Source organism: Sphingobium scionense (assembly GCF_014197035.1).
Lineage (GTDB): Bacteria > Pseudomonadota > Alphaproteobacteria > Sphingomonadales > Sphingomonadaceae > Sphingobium > Sphingobium scionense.
This window is the reverse complement of record NZ_JACIEU010000001.1, coordinates 263874-280979: the sequence shown is the minus strand read 5'-3', so window position 1 is coordinate 280979 and position 17106 is coordinate 263874. Positions and strand designations below refer to the sequence as shown.

The window sequence follows — 17106 nt, the reverse complement described above, 5'->3', positions numbered from 1 at the left end:
GGCCGAACCGGGGCCGCCTTTTCCCTTTCCATCCCTTAATTACTCCGACATATTACAGGAAGATGGTAATGGCAATGATTGTCTTTTAAGAAGAGCCATGCCTGATGAGGGGCGGGCCGAGAGGAGCATGAATGGAACAGGGGAAGCCGCCTGAAAATGGGGCAGGGGCGGACAATGGCGGGGGGGCGGCCAAGCCGGCGCGCGGCCCCGGTCGCCGACTGCATGGCGCGATCGCGCACAAGCTGGGCATGGCCATCTTGTCCGGCCAATATCAGCCCGGCGACACGCTGTCAGGCGAAGTTGCCTTTGCCGAGGAACTGGAAGTATCGCGCAGCGCCTATCGCGAGGCGATCCAGGTGCTGACCGCCAAGGGGCTGGTCGAAAGCCGGCCCAAGGCGGGCACCCGCGTGCTGCCGCGCAACCGCTGGAATCTGCTCGACCCCGAAGTGCTGGCCTGGGCCTTTGCCGGCGAGCCCGACATCCAGTTCGTGCGCGACCTGTTCGAACTGCGCGCCATTGTCGAGCCGGCAGCGGCGCGGCTGGCGGCGACGCGGCGCGACAAGGAGGATCTGCGCATCATGAAGGATGCGCTGACAGCGATGCGCCGCCATACGCTGGCGACCGAGGCAGGGCGCGCGGCCGACCGCGATTTCCACAATGCGATCCTGAACGCGACGCGCAACGATGCCTTGCTGGTGCTGACCGCCAGCATTGGTGCGGCGGTCAACTGGACCACCCAGTTCAAGCAGCGCGCTCGGGCTTTGCCGCGCAATCCGATCCCCGACCATGTCCGCGTCTATGATGCGATCGCGGCGGGTGATCCGGTCGCGGCGGCCGAGGCGATGGGGGTGCTGGTCGACCTGGCGCTGGAGGATACGGCGAGCACGATGGAGCGCTGAAGCGTCTGTCGAAAAATGCGCGGAAGAGCGCATTTTTTAAGAGTCGCACCGGCCCACACCCCCACCCGGCCGCCCATCAGGATACCATGTCTGGGTGGCCGGGTGGGGGTGTGGGCCGGTGCGAAAGCGCCGGAGGCGCATAACAAAACGACCAAAGAAAAAGGCCGGGGTGGCGATCCACCCCGGCCTTTTCTGTTGGGCGGCAGCCCCGGATGCTTAGTGCAGTTCCGGTTCCGGCAGCGCCTGCGTCGTCTTCGATCCCCACAGGGCGTAGAAGAGGACATAGAGTTCGCAGGCAGCGGTCAGCAGGAAGCTGGTCTGCAGGCCGTAATGGTCGGCCATCCAGCCCTGCACCACGACCAGTGCGCCACCGGCAATCGCCATCACCAGCAGGCCCGAACCTTCTTCGGTCAGCGGGCCGAGGCCCTTGATGCCCAGGGTGAAGATGGTCGGGAACATGATCGAGTGGAACAGGCCGACCAGGATCAGCGACCACATGGCGACCGGGCCGGTGGTGAAGACGGTGACCAGCATCACGATGAAGGCGCCGATCGAGAAGGCAGCGAGGACATGGCCCGCATCGAACTTCTGCATCATCGCCGAACCGGCGAAGCGGCCGACCATCATCCCGCCCCACAGCAGGGTCAGATAATTGCCCGCCTGTGCTGGCGTCAGGTTAGCGATGGTGGGCTGGCTGACGAAGTTGACGAACAGGTTGGCGACGCCGATTTCCGCGATCAGATAGATGAAGATCGCCGGGATACCGAACACCAGATTGCGATGCTTCCAGAGCGAATGTTTCTTGCGCTCTTCCTTGTTGTGGCGCGTCGTGGCGTTACCCATTGCTGGCAGCGGGAAGCGGGCGATGACGATGGCCAGCACCGCCAGCACGATCGCGACCAGCACATAGGGCAAAATCACAGACTGTGCGTCGGCCAGACGTTCAGCTTGAGTCAGGACGACTTCGCCCTGCGCCGTGCCACTCTTCGACCGGCCGAGGATCAGATAGGCGCCGAACGGAGGTGCCAGCATGGTGCCCATTGAGTTCATCGCCTGCACCAGATTGAGGCGCGAGGAGGCGGTTTCGGCCTTGCCAACGACCGCGACATAGGGATTTGCCGCGACTTGGAGCAAAGTCACGCCCGCAGCGATCACAAATAGCATGGTGATCGTTACCCAGTAAGAAACCAGCGTGGCGGCGAGCGTCATGCCTAGCGCACCGGCAGCCATCACGAGCAATCCGACGACAAGTGACTTCTTGTAGCCGATCCGTTCGATTATTTTCGCCGATGGATAGGCCGCAACGCCATAGGCGATGAACCAGGCGAACTCGAGTAAGGTCGTCTGCAGGTAACTTAGCGCAAACACGCTGCGCAGATGCGGCAGCAGCGTGTTGTTGATGACGGTGATGAAGCCCCACATGAAGAAGAGGCTGGCCAGCAGCGCGAGCGCGGGCCCATAACGCGTGCCGGGGTTATGCGTTGCGACCGGCGCAGCGCCTGAGGAAATCGGTCCTGCCATTCATCCTTCTCCAGTGCAGTTCCACTAGCTGACGAGACCGATCTAGGGTTGCGTCCGCTTATTTTGTCGGAGTATATCCCCCGTAACCGCCCGTCAATGGGCGTAGGTTTCACGAGAGGAAGTCCATGCGAAAGGTCGTCGATTTGAAAACAGCGCTGTCATACGCACTGGCCCTGTCGCTCGCAAGCGGCACGGCGATGGCGGCGGATGCCAGCCGCGCCCCGGCCGGCAAGCTGGCCGACGGCACCGCCATCGAGACGATCACGCTGAGCAACAGCCAGGGCGTGTCGGCCAAGATCCTGAGCTATGGCGCGACCCTCCAGTCGCTGTCCGGCCCGGACAAGGACGGCAAGAGCGCCGACGTGCTGCTGGGCTATGACGATCTGGCCGGCTATGTCGACCATCCCAACTTCTTCGGCGTGACCGTGGGCCGCTATGCCAACCGCATCGCCGGCGGCAAGTTCAGCCTCGACGGCAAGGCCTATCAGCTGCCGCTCAACGACAAGGTCAATTCGCTGCATGGCGGTGGCAAGGGCTTCGACAAGCAGGTGTGGAAGGTCGTGTCGGTCAAGAGCGGCCCGGTCGCGACGCTGATACTGTCGTTGGTCAGCCCCGATGGCGATTCGGGCTATCCCGGCAAGCTGGACGTCACCGTTACCTACACGCTGGACGAGAGCGGCAATCTGGGCATCGCGTTCGACGCGAAGACCGACAAGCCGACCATCGTCAACATGACCAACCATGCGATCTTCGACCTGGGCGGCGAAGGCTCGACCGACGGCGCGCTGGGCCATGTGCTGACGATCCCGGCCAAGGCCTATACCCCGGTCGATGCCAACCTGATCCCGACCGGCGAACTGAAGCCGGTGGAAGGCGGCGTGTTCGACTTCCGCAACGGTCGCCGCGTTGCCGACGGCATCCGCGATGGCCATGATGCGCAGATCATCGCGGGCCGCGGCTATGACCATAATTTCGCGCTCGACAAGGGCCTGACCAAGACGCCGGGCCTGGCCGCGCGTCTGGAAGATTCAGCGTCGGGCCGCGTGCTCGAAGTGCTGACCACGGAACCGGGCGTGCAATTCTATACCGGCAATTTCCTGGACGGCACCTTCATCGGCAAGAACCAGCATGTGTATCGCATGGGCGACGGCATCGCGCTGGAGCCGCAGAAATTCCCCGACTCGCCCAACCAGCCGAGCTTCGTTTCGGCGCGGGTCGATCCGGGCAAGCCCTATCACCACCAGATGGTCTATCGCCTGTCGGTGAAGCGCTGACATGACCGCCTGGCGCAAGATCGAACGCGGCGACATCCGCGACACGCTGGGGGAGGGGACGCTCTGGTCCGCCCGTGAAAATGCGGTCTATTGGGTCGATATCCTGGCCCCGGCGCTCAACCGGCTGTCGCTCAACGATGGCCAGGTGTCGCGCTGGGCCATGTCCGAACCGCTCGGTTGGGTAGCCGAGCGGGCGCAGGGCGGCTTCATCGGCGGTTTCCAGAGCGGCTTTGCCAGCTTCACGCTGGACCCGCTGGCGATCACGCCGATCCATGATCCCGAACCGCATCTGCCCGGCAATCGCATGAACGATGGCAAGGCGGACAAGGATGGCCGCATCTGGTGCGGCACGATGGACATGGCCGAAGGGCAGGATGTCGGCGCGCTCTATCGCCTCGATCCCGACGGTTCGGTCACGGTGATGGATGACGGCTATCGCGTGCCCAACGGCCCGGCCTTCTCGGCCTGTGGCGACTATCTCTATCACAGCGATACCGGCCGCCGGATCATGTATCGCTTCCGCCGCGGCGCGGACGGAGCGATTCACGATCGCCAGCCCTTCATCACCTTCACCGAAGCCGATGGCCATCCCGATGGCATGACGGTGGATGCCGAAGGCTATTTGTGGGTGGCCCATTGGGGCGGTTCGCGGATCAGCCGCTTCTCGCCCGAGGGCAAGCTGGACCGGGCGATCGAATTGCCGGCAAAGCAGGTGACCAACATCACCTTCGCCGGTCCCGACCTCGACCGCATGTTCGTCAGCTCGGCTGCGATTGGCCTGCCCGAATCCGACTATGACGGCGCCTTTTTCGAGGTGGAATGCGGCGTGAAGGGCCTGCCGACCAATCTCTACGCCGGCTGATACAAGCCGACTCACAGAAAAGAAGCCGCCGGCCTGCAAGGGCTTGGCGGCTTTTTTCATGTCCTGCGACCAGCCGTGGCAAATCGCTGTTGCAACCCCTGCAGCTACGCGCTAATGCGCAGGACAACGTTGTCACTCCCCTCTCCAAAAGGGTGGCAATGCTTCATCCCGGTCGATGGCCGGCGACTGCACGCGCTACGCTGTCGGCCGGGATGTGCCTTTCCCCTGAAATCGCTGGAAAATCGGGTGCTGCTCAGGCGGGGCGGCGCAGGCGCAATGTCGCGCGCAGGCCGGGGCCGGCATCGCCCAGCAGCAGCGCGCCATGATGCAGCCGTGCGACGGCCTCGACCAGCGACAGGCCCAGCCCCGATCCGGGCTTGCTGCGCGACGGGTCGAGTCGGCCGAAGCGCTTCATCGCCGCCTCATGCTGGTCGGCGGGAATGCCCGGCCCATTGTCGCTGACGCTGATGGTGAGCGCGTCACCATCCATCGCGGCTTCAAGCGCGATACGATCGCCGCCCTCGGCATATTTCAGCGCATTTTCGATCAGATTGGCGATCGCCTGGCTCACCAGTTCGCGGTGGAGCGGGAAGGCGAGGCCGGCGGGCGCCGCGACATGGAGGGTGAAGCCGCTATCCTCGATCAGCGGGCCATAGACTTCGGCCAGATCCTCCAGCAGTTCGGCGATCGCCGTGTCGCACATCCGGTCGCTGCCGAAACCCGCCTCGGTGCGGCTGATGAGCAGGGCGGTCGAGAGCATCCCTTGCAGCGTCTGCGCCTCTCGATGGACCTTTTCCAGCGCGTCGAGCGCCTGGTCATCGCGGGTCTGGGTGCTGGCCTGCTCCACCACCGAGAGCAGGCGGGTGACAGGCGACTTGAGGTCATGGGCCAGGCCATCGGTCATCATCCGCAACTGGCTGACCAGCGCGTCGATCCGCTCCAGCATGGCGTTGATCGACAGGCCCAGCCGATCGAAGGCGTCGCCGCTGCCGTCGGTGGCGACCCGGCGATGGAAGGCGCCGACGGCGACCGCATTGGCGGTGTCGGCTATGGCGGAAATCTGACGCGCCAGCACCCGGCCGAGCAGGATCGCGATGATGAGGGTGAGCAGCAGGCTCATCAGGAAGGCGATGGTCAGCGCCTCCTCATAGATGCGGGTCAGTTGCAGGCTGTGGGACGTGACGATGCCGGCGAGCAGGCGGCCGCCATCGGGCAGGCGGGATGTGCTGACGCCGATCGGCTCGGGCTGTTCTCCGCCGATGCGATACAGCTCGATCGTGCGCCAGGGGGTATTGTCGGTTATGGTGGTCGGCCAGGCGCCCAGATTGCCGGCGACGATCCGGCCCTGCGCGTTGGTCAGCAACAGCACGATGCGCTCGCTGCGCACCGTGGGCAGGCGCCGCTCGATATCCTGCCGCAGTCCGGCCGCGCCGCGCTCCCGCGCGACCCGCAGCAATTCGTCGCGCAGATCATGGACGGCATCGCGATCGGCGGCAACGACGGTGCGCTGGCTCGCCTGCTGCACGAACAGCAGCACGCCGCCGGTCACCAGGAACTGGCAGAGGAAGGCGAGGCCGACGAAGCGGCCGATGGTCGACCGGGCAAAGCCGCGCCAGCCAGCCGCAGCCCCAGCTCCCGCCTCAGCCATCGAGGCCCAGGCGATAGCCCATGCCACGCACCGTATGCAGCAGCGGCCGGTCCGATCCATCGTCCAGCTTGCGGCGCAGGCGGCTGATATGCACGTCGATCACATTGGTGCCGGGGTCGAAATGATAGTCCCACACGCCTTCCAGCAACATGGTGCGGGTGACGACCTGGTCGGGGTGGCGCAGGAAGAATTCAAGCAGGCGAAACTCGCGCGGTTGCAGGTCGATCGCCTTGCCGGCGCGCTTCACGCGGCGGGCGAGCAGGTCCATGTCGAGATCGTCATAGCGCAGGCTGGTGACGACCGCGGCATTGCCGCCGGCCTTGCGCAACAGCAACTGCACCCGCGCCAGCAGTTCGGCAAAGGCGAAGGGCTTGGTCAGATAATCGTCGGAGCCGCTGGTCAGCCCTTCGACACGATCCTCGGGCGTGCCGAGCGCGGAGAGAAATATGACCGGCGTCTCGATGCTGGCGGCGCGCAGAGCCTTGAGCACGGCCATGCCATCCATCGCGGGCATCATCCGGTCGAGGATGATCGCGCCATAGCTGCCGTCGCTGGCGAGGAACAGGCCGTCGCGGCCATTATCGGCCTGATCGACGGTGAAGCCCGCCTCGGTCATGCCCTTGACGATATAGGCGGCGGTGGCGGCATCATCCTCCACCACCAGAATCTTGTGGCTCATGCGCGCGGCCCCCTAATCTGGCGAACGGTCGAGGGCCACCATGCGGACGGCATCCTGATGCCGCAAGCCCAATATGAGATGGGCGTTGCCATGCTGGCTGAGATAGGCATTGGCCTGGTCCAGCGAGGCGATCGGCGTGCCGTCGATGCCGATAAGGTCATCGCCAACCGCAATACCCGCGCGGGCCGCCGGACCGCTCGATTCCATGCTGGTGACGACAAGGCCGGTGCCGGCCGGCTCAGCATTTTCCAGCGTCAGCCCCGGCAGCAATTGGGCGCTGGCGCCCGACACGCTGCCATGGTCCTCCGCATCGCGGCGGACATGCAGGAAGAAGGCGCCGCTCATCAACGCCGCACACAGCGCCAGGCCGATCAGCAAGCGGCTGGTTGCGGTCTTGTCTATGCGCGGGGCCTCCATGTTCCTGGCCATGTCCTGAGCTGTCTTTGCGGGTAGAATGGGCGAGGCAGGGTCACGAGTCATGTTACACTTTGTTCATGCCTGAGTGGCGTCGGAGTAACCGAGACACGGCCGGACCGTTCCAGCTTGCCCCAGCCCACGACCCAACCGCCAATGGCCGATGCGATCGCGCGCACCACCACCCAATACATGATCTGCCGATAGACGAAGCGCTGGGCGACCAGCAGATGGGCGGGGTAGCGCACCTTGTTGCCGTCGAGCCGATAGGCCATCGCGCCACAGCCGATGTCGATGCCGGTGAAGACCAGCCAGTAGAGCGCCATGGTTGCGACGTCGCCGCTGGTCTGGGCCCAGCCATGCTGCTGCACGCGCAGGATCGTCCCGGCGATCGACAGCAGCAGCGCCAGATCGATTAGCGGCGAGATGGCGGCGAAGGCGATCTGGAACAGCCAGGCCTGGGGCATGCCGACCAGAGCCAGGCCGGTGGGCTTGCGGCTGCGCAGGATGGCGGCGTGCTTCCACAGGCATTGCAGCGTCCCGAAGGCCCAGCGATAGCGCTGTTTCGACAGTGCCTTGAAGCTTTCGGGCGCCTCGGTCCAGGCAATCGCCTCGGGATCGAAGGTGACGCGCCAGCCTGCGCGCTGGATCGCGATGGTCAGATCCTGATCCTCGGCCAGCGTGTCTTCGGGATAGCCGCCGACAGCATCCAGCGCCGCCCGGCGCCAGGCACCGACGGCGCCGGGCACCACGGTCATGGCGTCGAAGCCGGCGAGCGCACGCCGCTCCAGATTCTGGGCGGTGATATATTCCAGTGCCTGCCAGCGGGTGACGAGATTGACCCGGTTGCCGACACGGGCGTCGCCCGCCACCGCGCCGATCGCCGGATCGGCGAACCAGCGCGCCAGCCGCGCGATCGTCAGCGGCTCGAACTGGGTGTCGGCGTCGAGCGCGATCAATATCTCGCCGGTCGCCTCCATCAGGGCGCGATTGAGCGCCGCCGCCTTGCCGCCATTCTGCAAGGTCAGCAGGGTGACGCGCGGATCGTCGGCAAAGGCGCGGGCGACGATGGCGCTGGTCTCGTCCTTCGACCCGTCGTCGGCGACGATCAGTTGTAGCGCGGGATAGTCGCTGGCCAGCACGCGCCGCACCGACGCCTCGATCACGCGCGCCTCATTATAGGCGGGGATGATGACCGAGACGGTCGGCTGATAGACGGGCGGGGCCGGGCGATCACGCCGGGTCTGGAACCAGGCGAGGAAGGTCATCAGCAGCGCACGGGCGATACCGAGCGAGATGGCGACATAGAAGATCCAGCCGAGCAGGGCGGAGATGACGGCCAGCGTGATGAACATGCCGACATCGACGCGCACCGCGGTCAGGTCGCCGGCACGGACCGGCGGCATCGCCGCTTCGCGCGAGAGGCCGGCAAGGCGCGAGACCGGTACGAAGCGATAGCCTTCCTTCTGCAGGGTGGTGATAATCTGTGGCAGGGCCGCGACCGTCTGCGACCGTTCGCCGCCACCATCATGCAGCAGGATGATATTGCCGGACCGGTCGGCGTCGGCGGCATGGACCTGGTCGATCACCTGGCGGACGATCGCGTCGGTGCCCGGCCGCTGCCAGTCATTGGGATCGACGTGCAGGCCGACGACGGTATAGCCGGCCTTCTGCGCTGCCAGCGCCGGCCCCAGTTCGTCCGCCGTGGTCGGTTCAGCGTCGCCGAAATAGGGCGCGCGGAACAGCTTCATGCTGCGCCCGGTATAGGCCTGGACCAGTCGCTGGGTGGCGTTGAGTTCCAGGCGGGTGCTCTCGTCCGACCAGGTGGCAAGGTTGGGATGGCTGTAGCTGTGGTTGCCGATTTCGTCGCCGTCGGCGACGATCCGCTGCAACAGGCCGGGATGTTCCAGCGCATTTTCGCCGATGACGAAGAAGGTGCCGGGCACATGATGCTGCTCCAGCACCGACAGGATCTTGGGCGTCCAGGTCGCGTCCGGGCCATCGTCGAAGGTCAGCGCCAGCATCTTGGGCTGGGCGCCGCCGGTCCGCCGCACCTGATAGGGGGTGGGCAGCACATGATAGGTTTCGCGCAGGATGGTGCCCTGCGGGCCGAAGGCGATCGAGCGCCTGCCATCGGTCGGCGTTGCGGTGATGCGCAATATCTCGCCCGATCCCTCGACATCGGTGTCGAGCTTGCTCGCGACCTGGCGCAGGTCGGGTCGGCTGCCGTTGCGGAAGGCGGTGAGGTCGGACCAGATGCCCGGATCCTCGCTGCCCAGCCGCCACAGCGCCACGCCCTGAATGCCGAGGCGACGGAGCGCCTGCAGCTCGTTCCAGCTGGCGGCGGCATCGAGCATCCAGACCTGATGGCGATGGCCGTCATCATCATAGGCGAAGCCGGCATTGCCGCTGGCGGGATCGAAGCTGACCGGGGAGTCGCTGTCATGGGCGGCGAGCCAGGCCTCGTCGAGCGACAGGGCGTCGGCGCCACCATCATGCCAGTCATAGCCATAGCTGCCCAAGGCAACGATGATGCGATCGCGGCCGATGCGGCGGCCGGCATCCTCTACCGCGCGGGCGAACCAGTCCTGCGCGGCGATCGGGCCAGGGGTGCCGCCCTGCCAATGCTGGTCATAGGCCATGAAGATGACATGGTCGGCGACCTGGCCGAGGCGCGCGAGCGGCCACTCCTCGCCGGCCGGCGCCGTCACTGCGAGCTTGGCGCGGGCGGGCAGGTCGCTGCGCAACTGGCGCAGGAAATGGAGATAGGCGGGCAGCGCGCCGGACGGCAGCGATTCAAAGTCCATTACCAGCCCGGCATCATGATGCGCCGCGACCGAGGCCGCCAGCCGCTGGGCGAGCTGGCGGCTGGCGGCCGGACTGGCGAGCAGGCGGGCGGTGCCGGCGCCGTTCCAGCCATGGGCATCGATATTCTGGACCATCGGTAGCAGCTTGGGCGGGCGCCCCATGCTGGCGATCATCTGGTCTAGGCGCGGGTCGGCATGGACACGGGGCGTGGGATCGCTGCCCGGCACGGTCACCAGCGCGGGCACGACCCAGTCGAGCTGCCCGACATGGCGGCGCAGCGAGGCGATGCTGCTTTCGTCATCGGGGACATAGAAGCCGACATTGAGCGGACGGGCCTGTGCGACATGGCCGGGCCAGCGCGGTAGCCATTTGGACAGGTCATGGCGCAGTCGCGACATGCCGGTCAGATGCGCGGCGCGTGGCTGTGGCAAAGGCAGCGCCAGATCGCCTTCCGACGGAACGGCGATCAGCGTCGTCGCAAAGGCGATGGTGGCGGCGATGATGGCGCACAGCAGGGCGGCGAGCGCGCGCCGCGCCCAGATGCCGCGCCGGCCGGTGGGATCGAAGAAAATGGGTCTGGTCATGGCCTGTGGTCCGCGCGTCGCTACTCCTCTGCGACGATGGTGCGGCAATAGGCCTGCCCGGCTTCCCGCCGGATGATCCCATCATGAAATCTTGGTCATGAACCTCATCGCGCGGTCCAGCGATCGGCCAGTCGCACCGGTTTCCACAGGTTCGGCCCCATCAGCAGCAGCGCCATGCCGATGCTGGCGCAGAGAAAGGCAAGCGCGGCGAGCGACAACTGGCCAGCGGTAACCGCTGGATGGCCATGGGCGAGCGCAGCCAGGGCGCGCCCCTCGGGCCAGAGCGTAGCCAGCAAGGCGAGGCCGAGCAGGCGCAGGCCGATCTTCAAGGTCCAGCGGGGACGCCAATATTGCATCACGGGCCGCCTCCGTTGCGGCGGCATCGCAATTAAGCGGACGGGCATAGGGATGCGAGACAGGGAACCGGCAGATTGCGTAGGGATTTCATAGCATTTGAAGCTGATGCGGGCCGTCCGGCCGGAATCATATGCGAATCCTATGCCGGGGAGGGCAGACCCCTATGGTTTTCAAATGGCCTTTCATGGCATGGCGGCCGGATATAAAGACGAAGGGCACGCATAGATGACTGAACAGGGGGATCCGGCCGCAGGCCAGGATCGCACGCCGCACGGCCGACCGGCTGCGCTTGCGCTCGGTGCGCTGGGCGTGGTGTTCGGCGACATCGGCACCTCGCCACTCTATGCGCTCAAGGAAAGCTTCGTCGGCCATCATCCGCTGGCGGTCGATCCGCTGCATATCTATGGCGTCCTGTCGCTGATCTTCTGGACGATGACGCTGATCGTCACCGCCAAATATGTGTTCATCGTCATGCGCGCCGACAATGACGGCGAAGGCGGCAGCATGGCGCTGCTGGCCCTGATCGGCCGGCGACTGGGCGAAACGCGCTGGACCCCGGCGATCGCGATGCTGGGGGTGCTGGCGACTGCGCTCTTCTATGGCGATGCGATCATTACGCCCGCCATTTCGGTGCTGTCGGCGGTCGAGGGGCTGACCATCGTGCAGGCGAGCCTGGCCGACCTGGTGTTGCCGATCGCGATCGTCATCCTGATCGCGCTGTTCCTGATTCAGCGCTTTGGCACAGCCATGGTCGGCATGGCCTTCGGCCCGATCATGGCGATCTATTTCATCACCCTTGCGGCGCTCGGCATCGCCAATATCGTGCAGCACCCCGAGATCATCGGCATCGTCAATCCGCTCTGGGCGATCCGTTTCTTCGCGATCGATCCCAAGCTCGCTTTCCTGGCGCTCGGCTCGGTGGTGCTGGCGGTGACCGGGGCGGAGGCGTTATACGCCGACATGGGCCATTTCGGGCGCAAGGCGATCAGCGTCGCCTGGCTCTATGCCGCCTTCCCCTGCCTGATGCTCAACTATCTGGGGCAGGGGGCGCTGCTGCTCGACAATCCGGCGGCCGCGCAAAATCCCTTCTTCCTGATGGCGCCGGACTGGGCGCGTCTGCCGCTGGTGATCCTGGCGACGATGGCGACGATCATCGCCAGCCAGGCAGTGATTTCCGGCGCATTCTCGGTCACGCAGCAGGCGGTGCAACTGGGTTTCCTGCCGCGCCTGCGCATCCTGCACACCAGCGCTTCGGCGGCGGGACAAATCTATGTGCCGCTGATCAACTGGCTGCTGCTGATCTTCGTCATCCTGCTGGTGCTGGGCTTTGGTAACAGCAGCAATCTGGCGGCCGCCTATGGCATTGCGGTGACCGGCACGATGGTCATCACCGCCTGCATGCTGGGCGTGCTGACCTTCAGCGTATGGCGCTGGCCGCTACCGGCGGCGGCAGGCGTCACCGGCCTGTTCTTGATCATCGACGGCGCCTATTTCGCGTCGAACGTGACCAAGATCCCCGATGGCGGCTGGTTCCCGCTGCTGGTCGCGGCGGTGGTGTTCACCGTGCTGACCACCTGGGCGACCGGACGGCGGATCATGCGCCATTATCTGCGCGAAGGGGCGATGGAGCTGGACCTGTTCGTGCGCTCGACCCTGGCCTCGCTCAAGCGCGTGCCGGGGACGGCGATCTTCCTCTCCTCCACCACCGACGGCGTACCGCCGGCGCTGCTGCACAATGTGAAGCATAACAAGGTGCTGCACGAACGGGTCATCATCCTGACCGTGCGGACTCAGGGCGTGCCGCATCTGCCGCTGCAGGGGCGCACCACGGTGGAGGATCATGGATCGGGCTTCTACCGGCTGATCCTGCGCCATGGCTTCATGGAGGATGTCGATATTCCGGCGGCGATGAAGTCGGTCCACGACTGCGGCGGACCGATCAGCGTCAAGGACACCAGCTATTTCCTCAGCCGCCAGACGCTGATTCCGTCGGAACGGCCGGGCATGGCGATGTGGCGCGAAAAGCTGTTCGCCTGGATGATCCGCAATGCGGAAAGCCCGATGGCCTTCTTCAACCTGCCGACCAACCGCGTGGTCGAGCTGGGGTCGCAGATCGAGATCTAGTCGTTACCCTGTTTCAGGCGGTAGCCGATCCCCAGTTCGTTGCTGATGATCTGCGGCCGCTGCGGGTCGGCCTCCAGCTTCTGGCGCAGGCCGCGCACCAGCACGCGCAGATATTCGACATGATGGGCATGTTCGTTGGGCCAGACATGGTCCATGATCTGCTTGTGGGTGATGACCCGGCCGGGAAAGCGCGCCAACTGCTCCAGCACGCCATATTCCTTGGGCGTCAGATGCACTTCGGCCCCGTTCCTGGTGACGATATGGGCGACCAGATCGATGGCCAGGTCGCCGGCCGTCACCTTCATCGCGCCGCCATCGCGCGTCATCCGGTTGCGCAGCGCCACCCGCACGCGGGCAAGCAGTTCGTCGGTATCGAACGGCTTGGTCAGATAATCGTCGGCGCCCAGGTCGAGCGCGGCGACCTTCTCGTCGGTGGCGTCGCGCGCCGACACGATGATGAGGGTCGTGTCGCTTTCCTTCTTGATGATCGGCACCAGCTCCAGCCCGTCGCGATCGGGCAGGCCCAGGTCCAGCAAGGTGATGTCGGGGCGCTCGCTGCGCAGCTTGTCCAGTGCCTCGCGCGCGGTCTGCGCCTCGATCGTGGCATAGTCGGCGCGGGCGAGGGCGGCCTGGATCAGCCGGCGGATCTGCGGTTCGTCGTCGACGATCAGCAGGCTGTGGCGCGGCTTCATGCGATGTCCTTTTCCATGATGTCGGTGAGGATGAGGGATTGGGGAATATGCAGGGTGAAACAGGCGCCGGGTGGGTCGGCAACGGTGCGCGCCGATACGCTGAGCCCCATCGCCTGGGCAAAGGCCTTGACGATGGCGAGGCCAAGGCCGGTGCCGGTCTTTGACCGGTCGGAGCCTTCCAGCCGGGTGAAGGTGTCGAACACCCGCGCCTCCATGCCGGCCGGGATGCCCGGCCCCCGGTCGATCACCGACAGGCTGATGGCATCGGGCTCGCGCAGGCTGCGCACGGTGACGGGCGTGCCGGGATCGCCATAGCGGCCGGCATTGTCGAGCAGGTTGATGAGGATATGGTGCAGCAGCACCGGATCGACCCGGACCAGTGGGATGTCGGGCGGGATCTGCACGTCGAGCGGCCGCTCGGCCAGCGCGCTGCGGCTGTCATGGGCGGCGCTCGCGACGGCATCGAACAGGTCGGTCGCCTCCGCCCGCATCGGCAGCGCGCCGGCCTCCACCCGCGCCATGTCGAGCAGGTTGGCGACGAAGCGGGACAGACGCTGCGCCTCGCCATCCAGCGTATCGATCAGTTCGGGCGAGGGATGGGTGCGCATTTCGCGCGTGGCCGAGATTATCGTGGTGAGCGGTGTGCGCAAATCATGGCTGACCGAGGAGAGCAGGGCGGAGCGCAGCCGGTCGCGCTCGCGAATCTGGCCGGCCTCGATCATCGCCTCCTCCAGCGCCATGCGGTCGAGCGCGATCGCGGCCTGGTCGATCAGGCTGCGGAGCAGCGGCATCCGGTCGGTGCGCACCGGCTCGCCCGCATCCTCGCGTGCCAGCCCGATCACCGCCAGCACGGCGTCCTTCGTGGTCACGGGTAGGAACAGCCAGTCCGATGCGGTGAGGGTGGAGGAGCCACGCCCGGCCGGCTCGCCATGCTCCATCGCCCAGCGGGCGGCGGCGCGCTCAATCTCGTCCAGCCGGTCCTCGGGCGGATAGGCGGCGCGCAATTGCGGCCCTTCATCCGACGGGATCATCAGCACTGTGCGCACGTCGAACAGCCGGGCGATCTCGGCGCAGATGGCATGGCGGATTTCCTCCAGGCTGGGGGAGGCGGTCATCTGGCGGGAAAAGCCCGCCAGCGTTGCATTCTGGCGCGCGCTCGCTTCGGCCAGGGCCGACTGGGCGTGCATCCGCGCGGCAAACTGGCTGGTGACCACTGCCACCCCCAGGAAGACGAGGATGGAAATGACATTTTCCGGATTGCTGACGGTCAGTGTGCCGGTCGGTGGCAGGAAGAAGAAATTATAGGCAAGGCTGGAGGCAAGGCCGGTTGCGAGGCCGGTGCGCAGGCCATGACTCGCCGCCGCGAACATCACCGGCACCAGATAGAGCAGGGCGATATTGCCGAGGTCGATTGCCTCCAGCATCAGCCGGCCGAGCAGGGTCATGCCGATCACTGCCAGCATCGACCAGACATAGCCGATCGGGTCGCCCCAATGACCGCTGCTGGCATCGTGCGGGCGCGGCACGCTGTCCTCGCCGGGCATGACATGGACGGCGACCGGGCCGATGTCGCGCACCAGCCGATCGACCACCGACCCATGGCGCAGCTCGAACCACCAGCTACGCGCCGACTTGCCGATCACGATCTGGGTGGCGCGCGCGTCGGCGGCGAAGCGGCGCAGCCCGTCGGCAACGCTGGAGGCAGGGATGGAGGCAGTGTCGGCGCCGAGGCGCGAGGCGAGGGCGAGCGTATCGGCCAGGCGCTGCCGATCCTCGTCCGATAGCTGCGGCCCGCGCGGGGTTTCGATATGGACGGCGGTCCAGGGCGCGCGCAGTGCGTCGGCCAGTCGCTTGGCGGAACGGACCAGGCCGGCGGCGCTCGGCTGTTCGCTGACCGCCACGATCACGCGCTCGCCAGCGACGAAGCTGCCCGCCAGCGCATGGGCGCGGACATAATCGAGCATCTGGGCATCGACCGCCTGCGCGGCGCGGCGCAGCGCCAGTTCGCGCAGCGCGGTCAGGTTCGACTTGGAAAAGAAATGGTTGAGGGCGCGACTGGCTTCCTGCGGGATATAGACCTTGCCGTCCTTCAGCCGCTCGATCAGTTCGTCGGGCGGAATGTCCACCACTTCGATCTCGGCATGTTCCAGGATCGAATCGGGCACCGTCTCCCGCACGCGGACGCGGGTGAAGGAGGCGACGACGTCGTTGAGGCTTTCGACATGCTGGATGTTGATCGTCGAATAGACATGGATGCCGGCGGCCAGCAATTCCTCGACATCCTGATAGCGTTTGGGGTGGCGGCTGCCCGGCGCATTGCTGTGCGCCAGTTCGTCGACCAGCACCAACTGCGGATGGCGCGCCAGGATCGCGTCGATATCCATCTCGCCCAGGCTGTGGCCCTGATGGTCGACGGTGCGGCGGGGGATGATCTCATGGCCATGGACCAGCGCCTCGGTCTCGCGCCGGCCATGGGTTTCCACCACGCCGACGACGACATCGACGCCTGCCTCGCGTCGCTGCCGTCCTTCGGTCAGCATCTCCCAGGTCTTGCCTACCCCCGGCGCAGCGCCGAGAAAGACCTTCAGGCGGCCACGGCCTTCCTGCGCGGCCGCGCGCAGGAAGGCTTCGGGATCGGGGCGATGCGGTTCGTTCACTGGGTCCGTTTAGCGCCAATCGCATCCAGCCGTCGATTCAACTCGAACAGATTGACGCGGGGTTCGCCGACGAAGCCCAGCAGCGGCTGCTCGACGCTCTTTTCTACCAGGGCACGGACGCGCGCCGCATCGATCCCGCGCGCGGCGGCGACGCGATCGACCTGATAAAAAGCTGCCTCGGGGCTGATATGGGGGTCGAGCCCCGAGGCAGAGGTGGTCACCAGATCGGACGGAACAAAACGACCGGGTGTAGCAGCTTGAAGGGTCTCGACGTCGGTCCTGACGCGGTCGGCCAGCGCCTGGCTGGTCGGACCAAAATTGGAGCCGGAGGAGGCAAGGCCGTCATAGCCCTTGCCCGCCGCCGACGGACGGCTGTGGAAATAGATGTCCGAGGTGAAGGCCTGGCCGATGACGATGGAGCCGACGATCTTTCCTTGATCCTCGACCAGGCTGCCATTGGCCTGGGACGGGAACAGCGTCTGGCCGATGCCGGTCAGCGCCAGCGGATAGGCAAGGCCGAGCAGCAGGGCGAAGAGCAACGTCATGGTCAGGGCCGGACGCAAGGCGGATTTTAAATCGGTAAACAT

Annotated in this window: 13 protein-coding genes; 4 read left to right on the top strand and 9 right to left on the bottom strand. The window is 65.8% G+C overall.

All coding sequences use genetic code 11. The features are described 5' to 3' along the window. Positions 1-131 precede the first annotated feature (131 nt). Positions 132-899, top strand: a complete 768-nt coding sequence (locus tag GGQ90_RS01145) for a FadR/GntR family transcriptional regulator (protein ID WP_188080425.1) — start codon at positions 132-134, stop codon at positions 897-899. Positions 900-1115: 216 nt separating this feature from the next. On the opposite strand, the gene GGQ90_RS01140 is transcribed toward GGQ90_RS01145, so the two are convergent. Beyond that, positions 1116-2420: a sugar MFS transporter gene (locus tag GGQ90_RS01140; RefSeq protein ID WP_188080424.1), complete on the bottom strand. Its 1305-nt coding sequence runs from the start codon at positions 2418-2420 to the stop codon at positions 1116-1118. A gap of 125 nt (positions 2421-2545) precedes the next feature. Between GGQ90_RS01140 and GGQ90_RS01135 the strand changes: the two genes are divergently transcribed. Further along, positions 2546-3694, top strand: coding sequence for an aldose epimerase family protein (locus GGQ90_RS01135; RefSeq protein WP_188080423.1), 1149 nt, complete (start codon positions 2546-2548; stop codon positions 3692-3694). A 1-nt stretch (position 3695) separates the two neighbouring features. Beyond that, positions 3696-4556: an SMP-30/gluconolactonase/LRE family protein gene (locus GGQ90_RS01130; protein ID WP_188080422.1), complete on the top strand. Its 861-nt coding sequence runs from the start codon at positions 3696-3698 to the stop codon at positions 4554-4556. Positions 4557-4809: 253 nt separating this feature from the next. Here GGQ90_RS01130 and GGQ90_RS01125 read toward each other — a convergent pair whose 3' ends face one another. The 5 genes from GGQ90_RS01125 to GGQ90_RS01105 all read right to left on the bottom strand — a co-directional run bounded on the left by GGQ90_RS01125 (position 4810) and on the right by GGQ90_RS01105 (position 11045). After that, the gene (locus GGQ90_RS01125) at positions 4810-6204 is read right to left on the bottom strand and encodes a sensor histidine kinase (protein WP_188080421.1); all 1395 of its coding nucleotides are present in this window, start codon (positions 6202-6204) and stop codon (positions 4810-4812) included. Then, positions 6197-6883: a winged helix-turn-helix domain-containing protein gene (locus tag GGQ90_RS01120; RefSeq protein ID WP_188080420.1), complete on the bottom strand. Its 687-nt coding sequence runs from the start codon at positions 6881-6883 to the stop codon at positions 6197-6199. The genes GGQ90_RS01125 and GGQ90_RS01120 overlap by 8 nt, the downstream gene beginning before the upstream one ends. Positions 6884-6895: 12 nt before the next feature. Continuing rightward, positions 6896-7300 carry a PDZ domain-containing protein gene (locus GGQ90_RS01115; RefSeq protein ID WP_188080562.1) on the bottom strand — a complete coding sequence of 135 codons (405 nt, stop codon included), beginning with the start codon at positions 7298-7300 and terminating at the stop codon, positions 6896-6898. Between the two features lie 59 nt (positions 7301-7359). Continuing rightward, entirely contained in the window at positions 7360-10689 is a 3330-nt protein-coding gene (locus GGQ90_RS01110) for a trifunctional glycoside hydrolase family 18/polysaccharide deacetylase/glycosyltransferase family 2 protein (protein WP_188080419.1), read from the bottom strand. 104 nt (positions 10690-10793) lie between these two features. After that, positions 10794-11045 carry a hypothetical protein gene (locus tag GGQ90_RS01105; protein WP_188080561.1) on the bottom strand — a complete coding sequence of 84 codons (252 nt, stop codon included), beginning with the start codon at positions 11043-11045 and terminating at the stop codon, positions 10794-10796. A 226-nt stretch (positions 11046-11271) separates the two neighbouring features. Between GGQ90_RS01105 and GGQ90_RS01100 the strand changes: the two genes are divergently transcribed. Beyond that, positions 11272-13170, top strand: a complete 1899-nt coding sequence (locus GGQ90_RS01100) for a potassium transporter Kup (RefSeq protein WP_188080418.1) — start codon at positions 11272-11274, stop codon at positions 13168-13170. Here GGQ90_RS01100 and GGQ90_RS01095 read toward each other — a convergent pair. The 3 genes from GGQ90_RS01095 to kdpC are packed head-to-tail and all read right to left on the bottom strand — an operon-like array spanning position 13167 to position 17106. Further along, positions 13167-13862: a response regulator transcription factor gene (locus GGQ90_RS01095; RefSeq protein WP_188080417.1), complete on the bottom strand. Its 696-nt coding sequence runs from the start codon at positions 13860-13862 to the stop codon at positions 13167-13169. The genes GGQ90_RS01100 and GGQ90_RS01095 overlap by 4 nt on opposite strands. Further along, the gene (locus tag GGQ90_RS01090; protein ID WP_188080416.1) at positions 13859-16519 is read right to left on the bottom strand and encodes a DUF4118 domain-containing protein; all 2661 of its coding nucleotides are present in this window, start codon (positions 16517-16519) and stop codon (positions 13859-13861) included. The genes GGQ90_RS01095 and GGQ90_RS01090 overlap by 4 nt, the downstream gene beginning before the upstream one ends. Then, positions 16516-17106, bottom strand: coding sequence for a potassium-transporting ATPase subunit KdpC (kdpC, locus tag GGQ90_RS01085; protein ID WP_188080415.1), 591 nt, complete (start codon positions 17104-17106; stop codon positions 16516-16518). The genes GGQ90_RS01090 and kdpC overlap by 4 nt, the downstream gene beginning before the upstream one ends.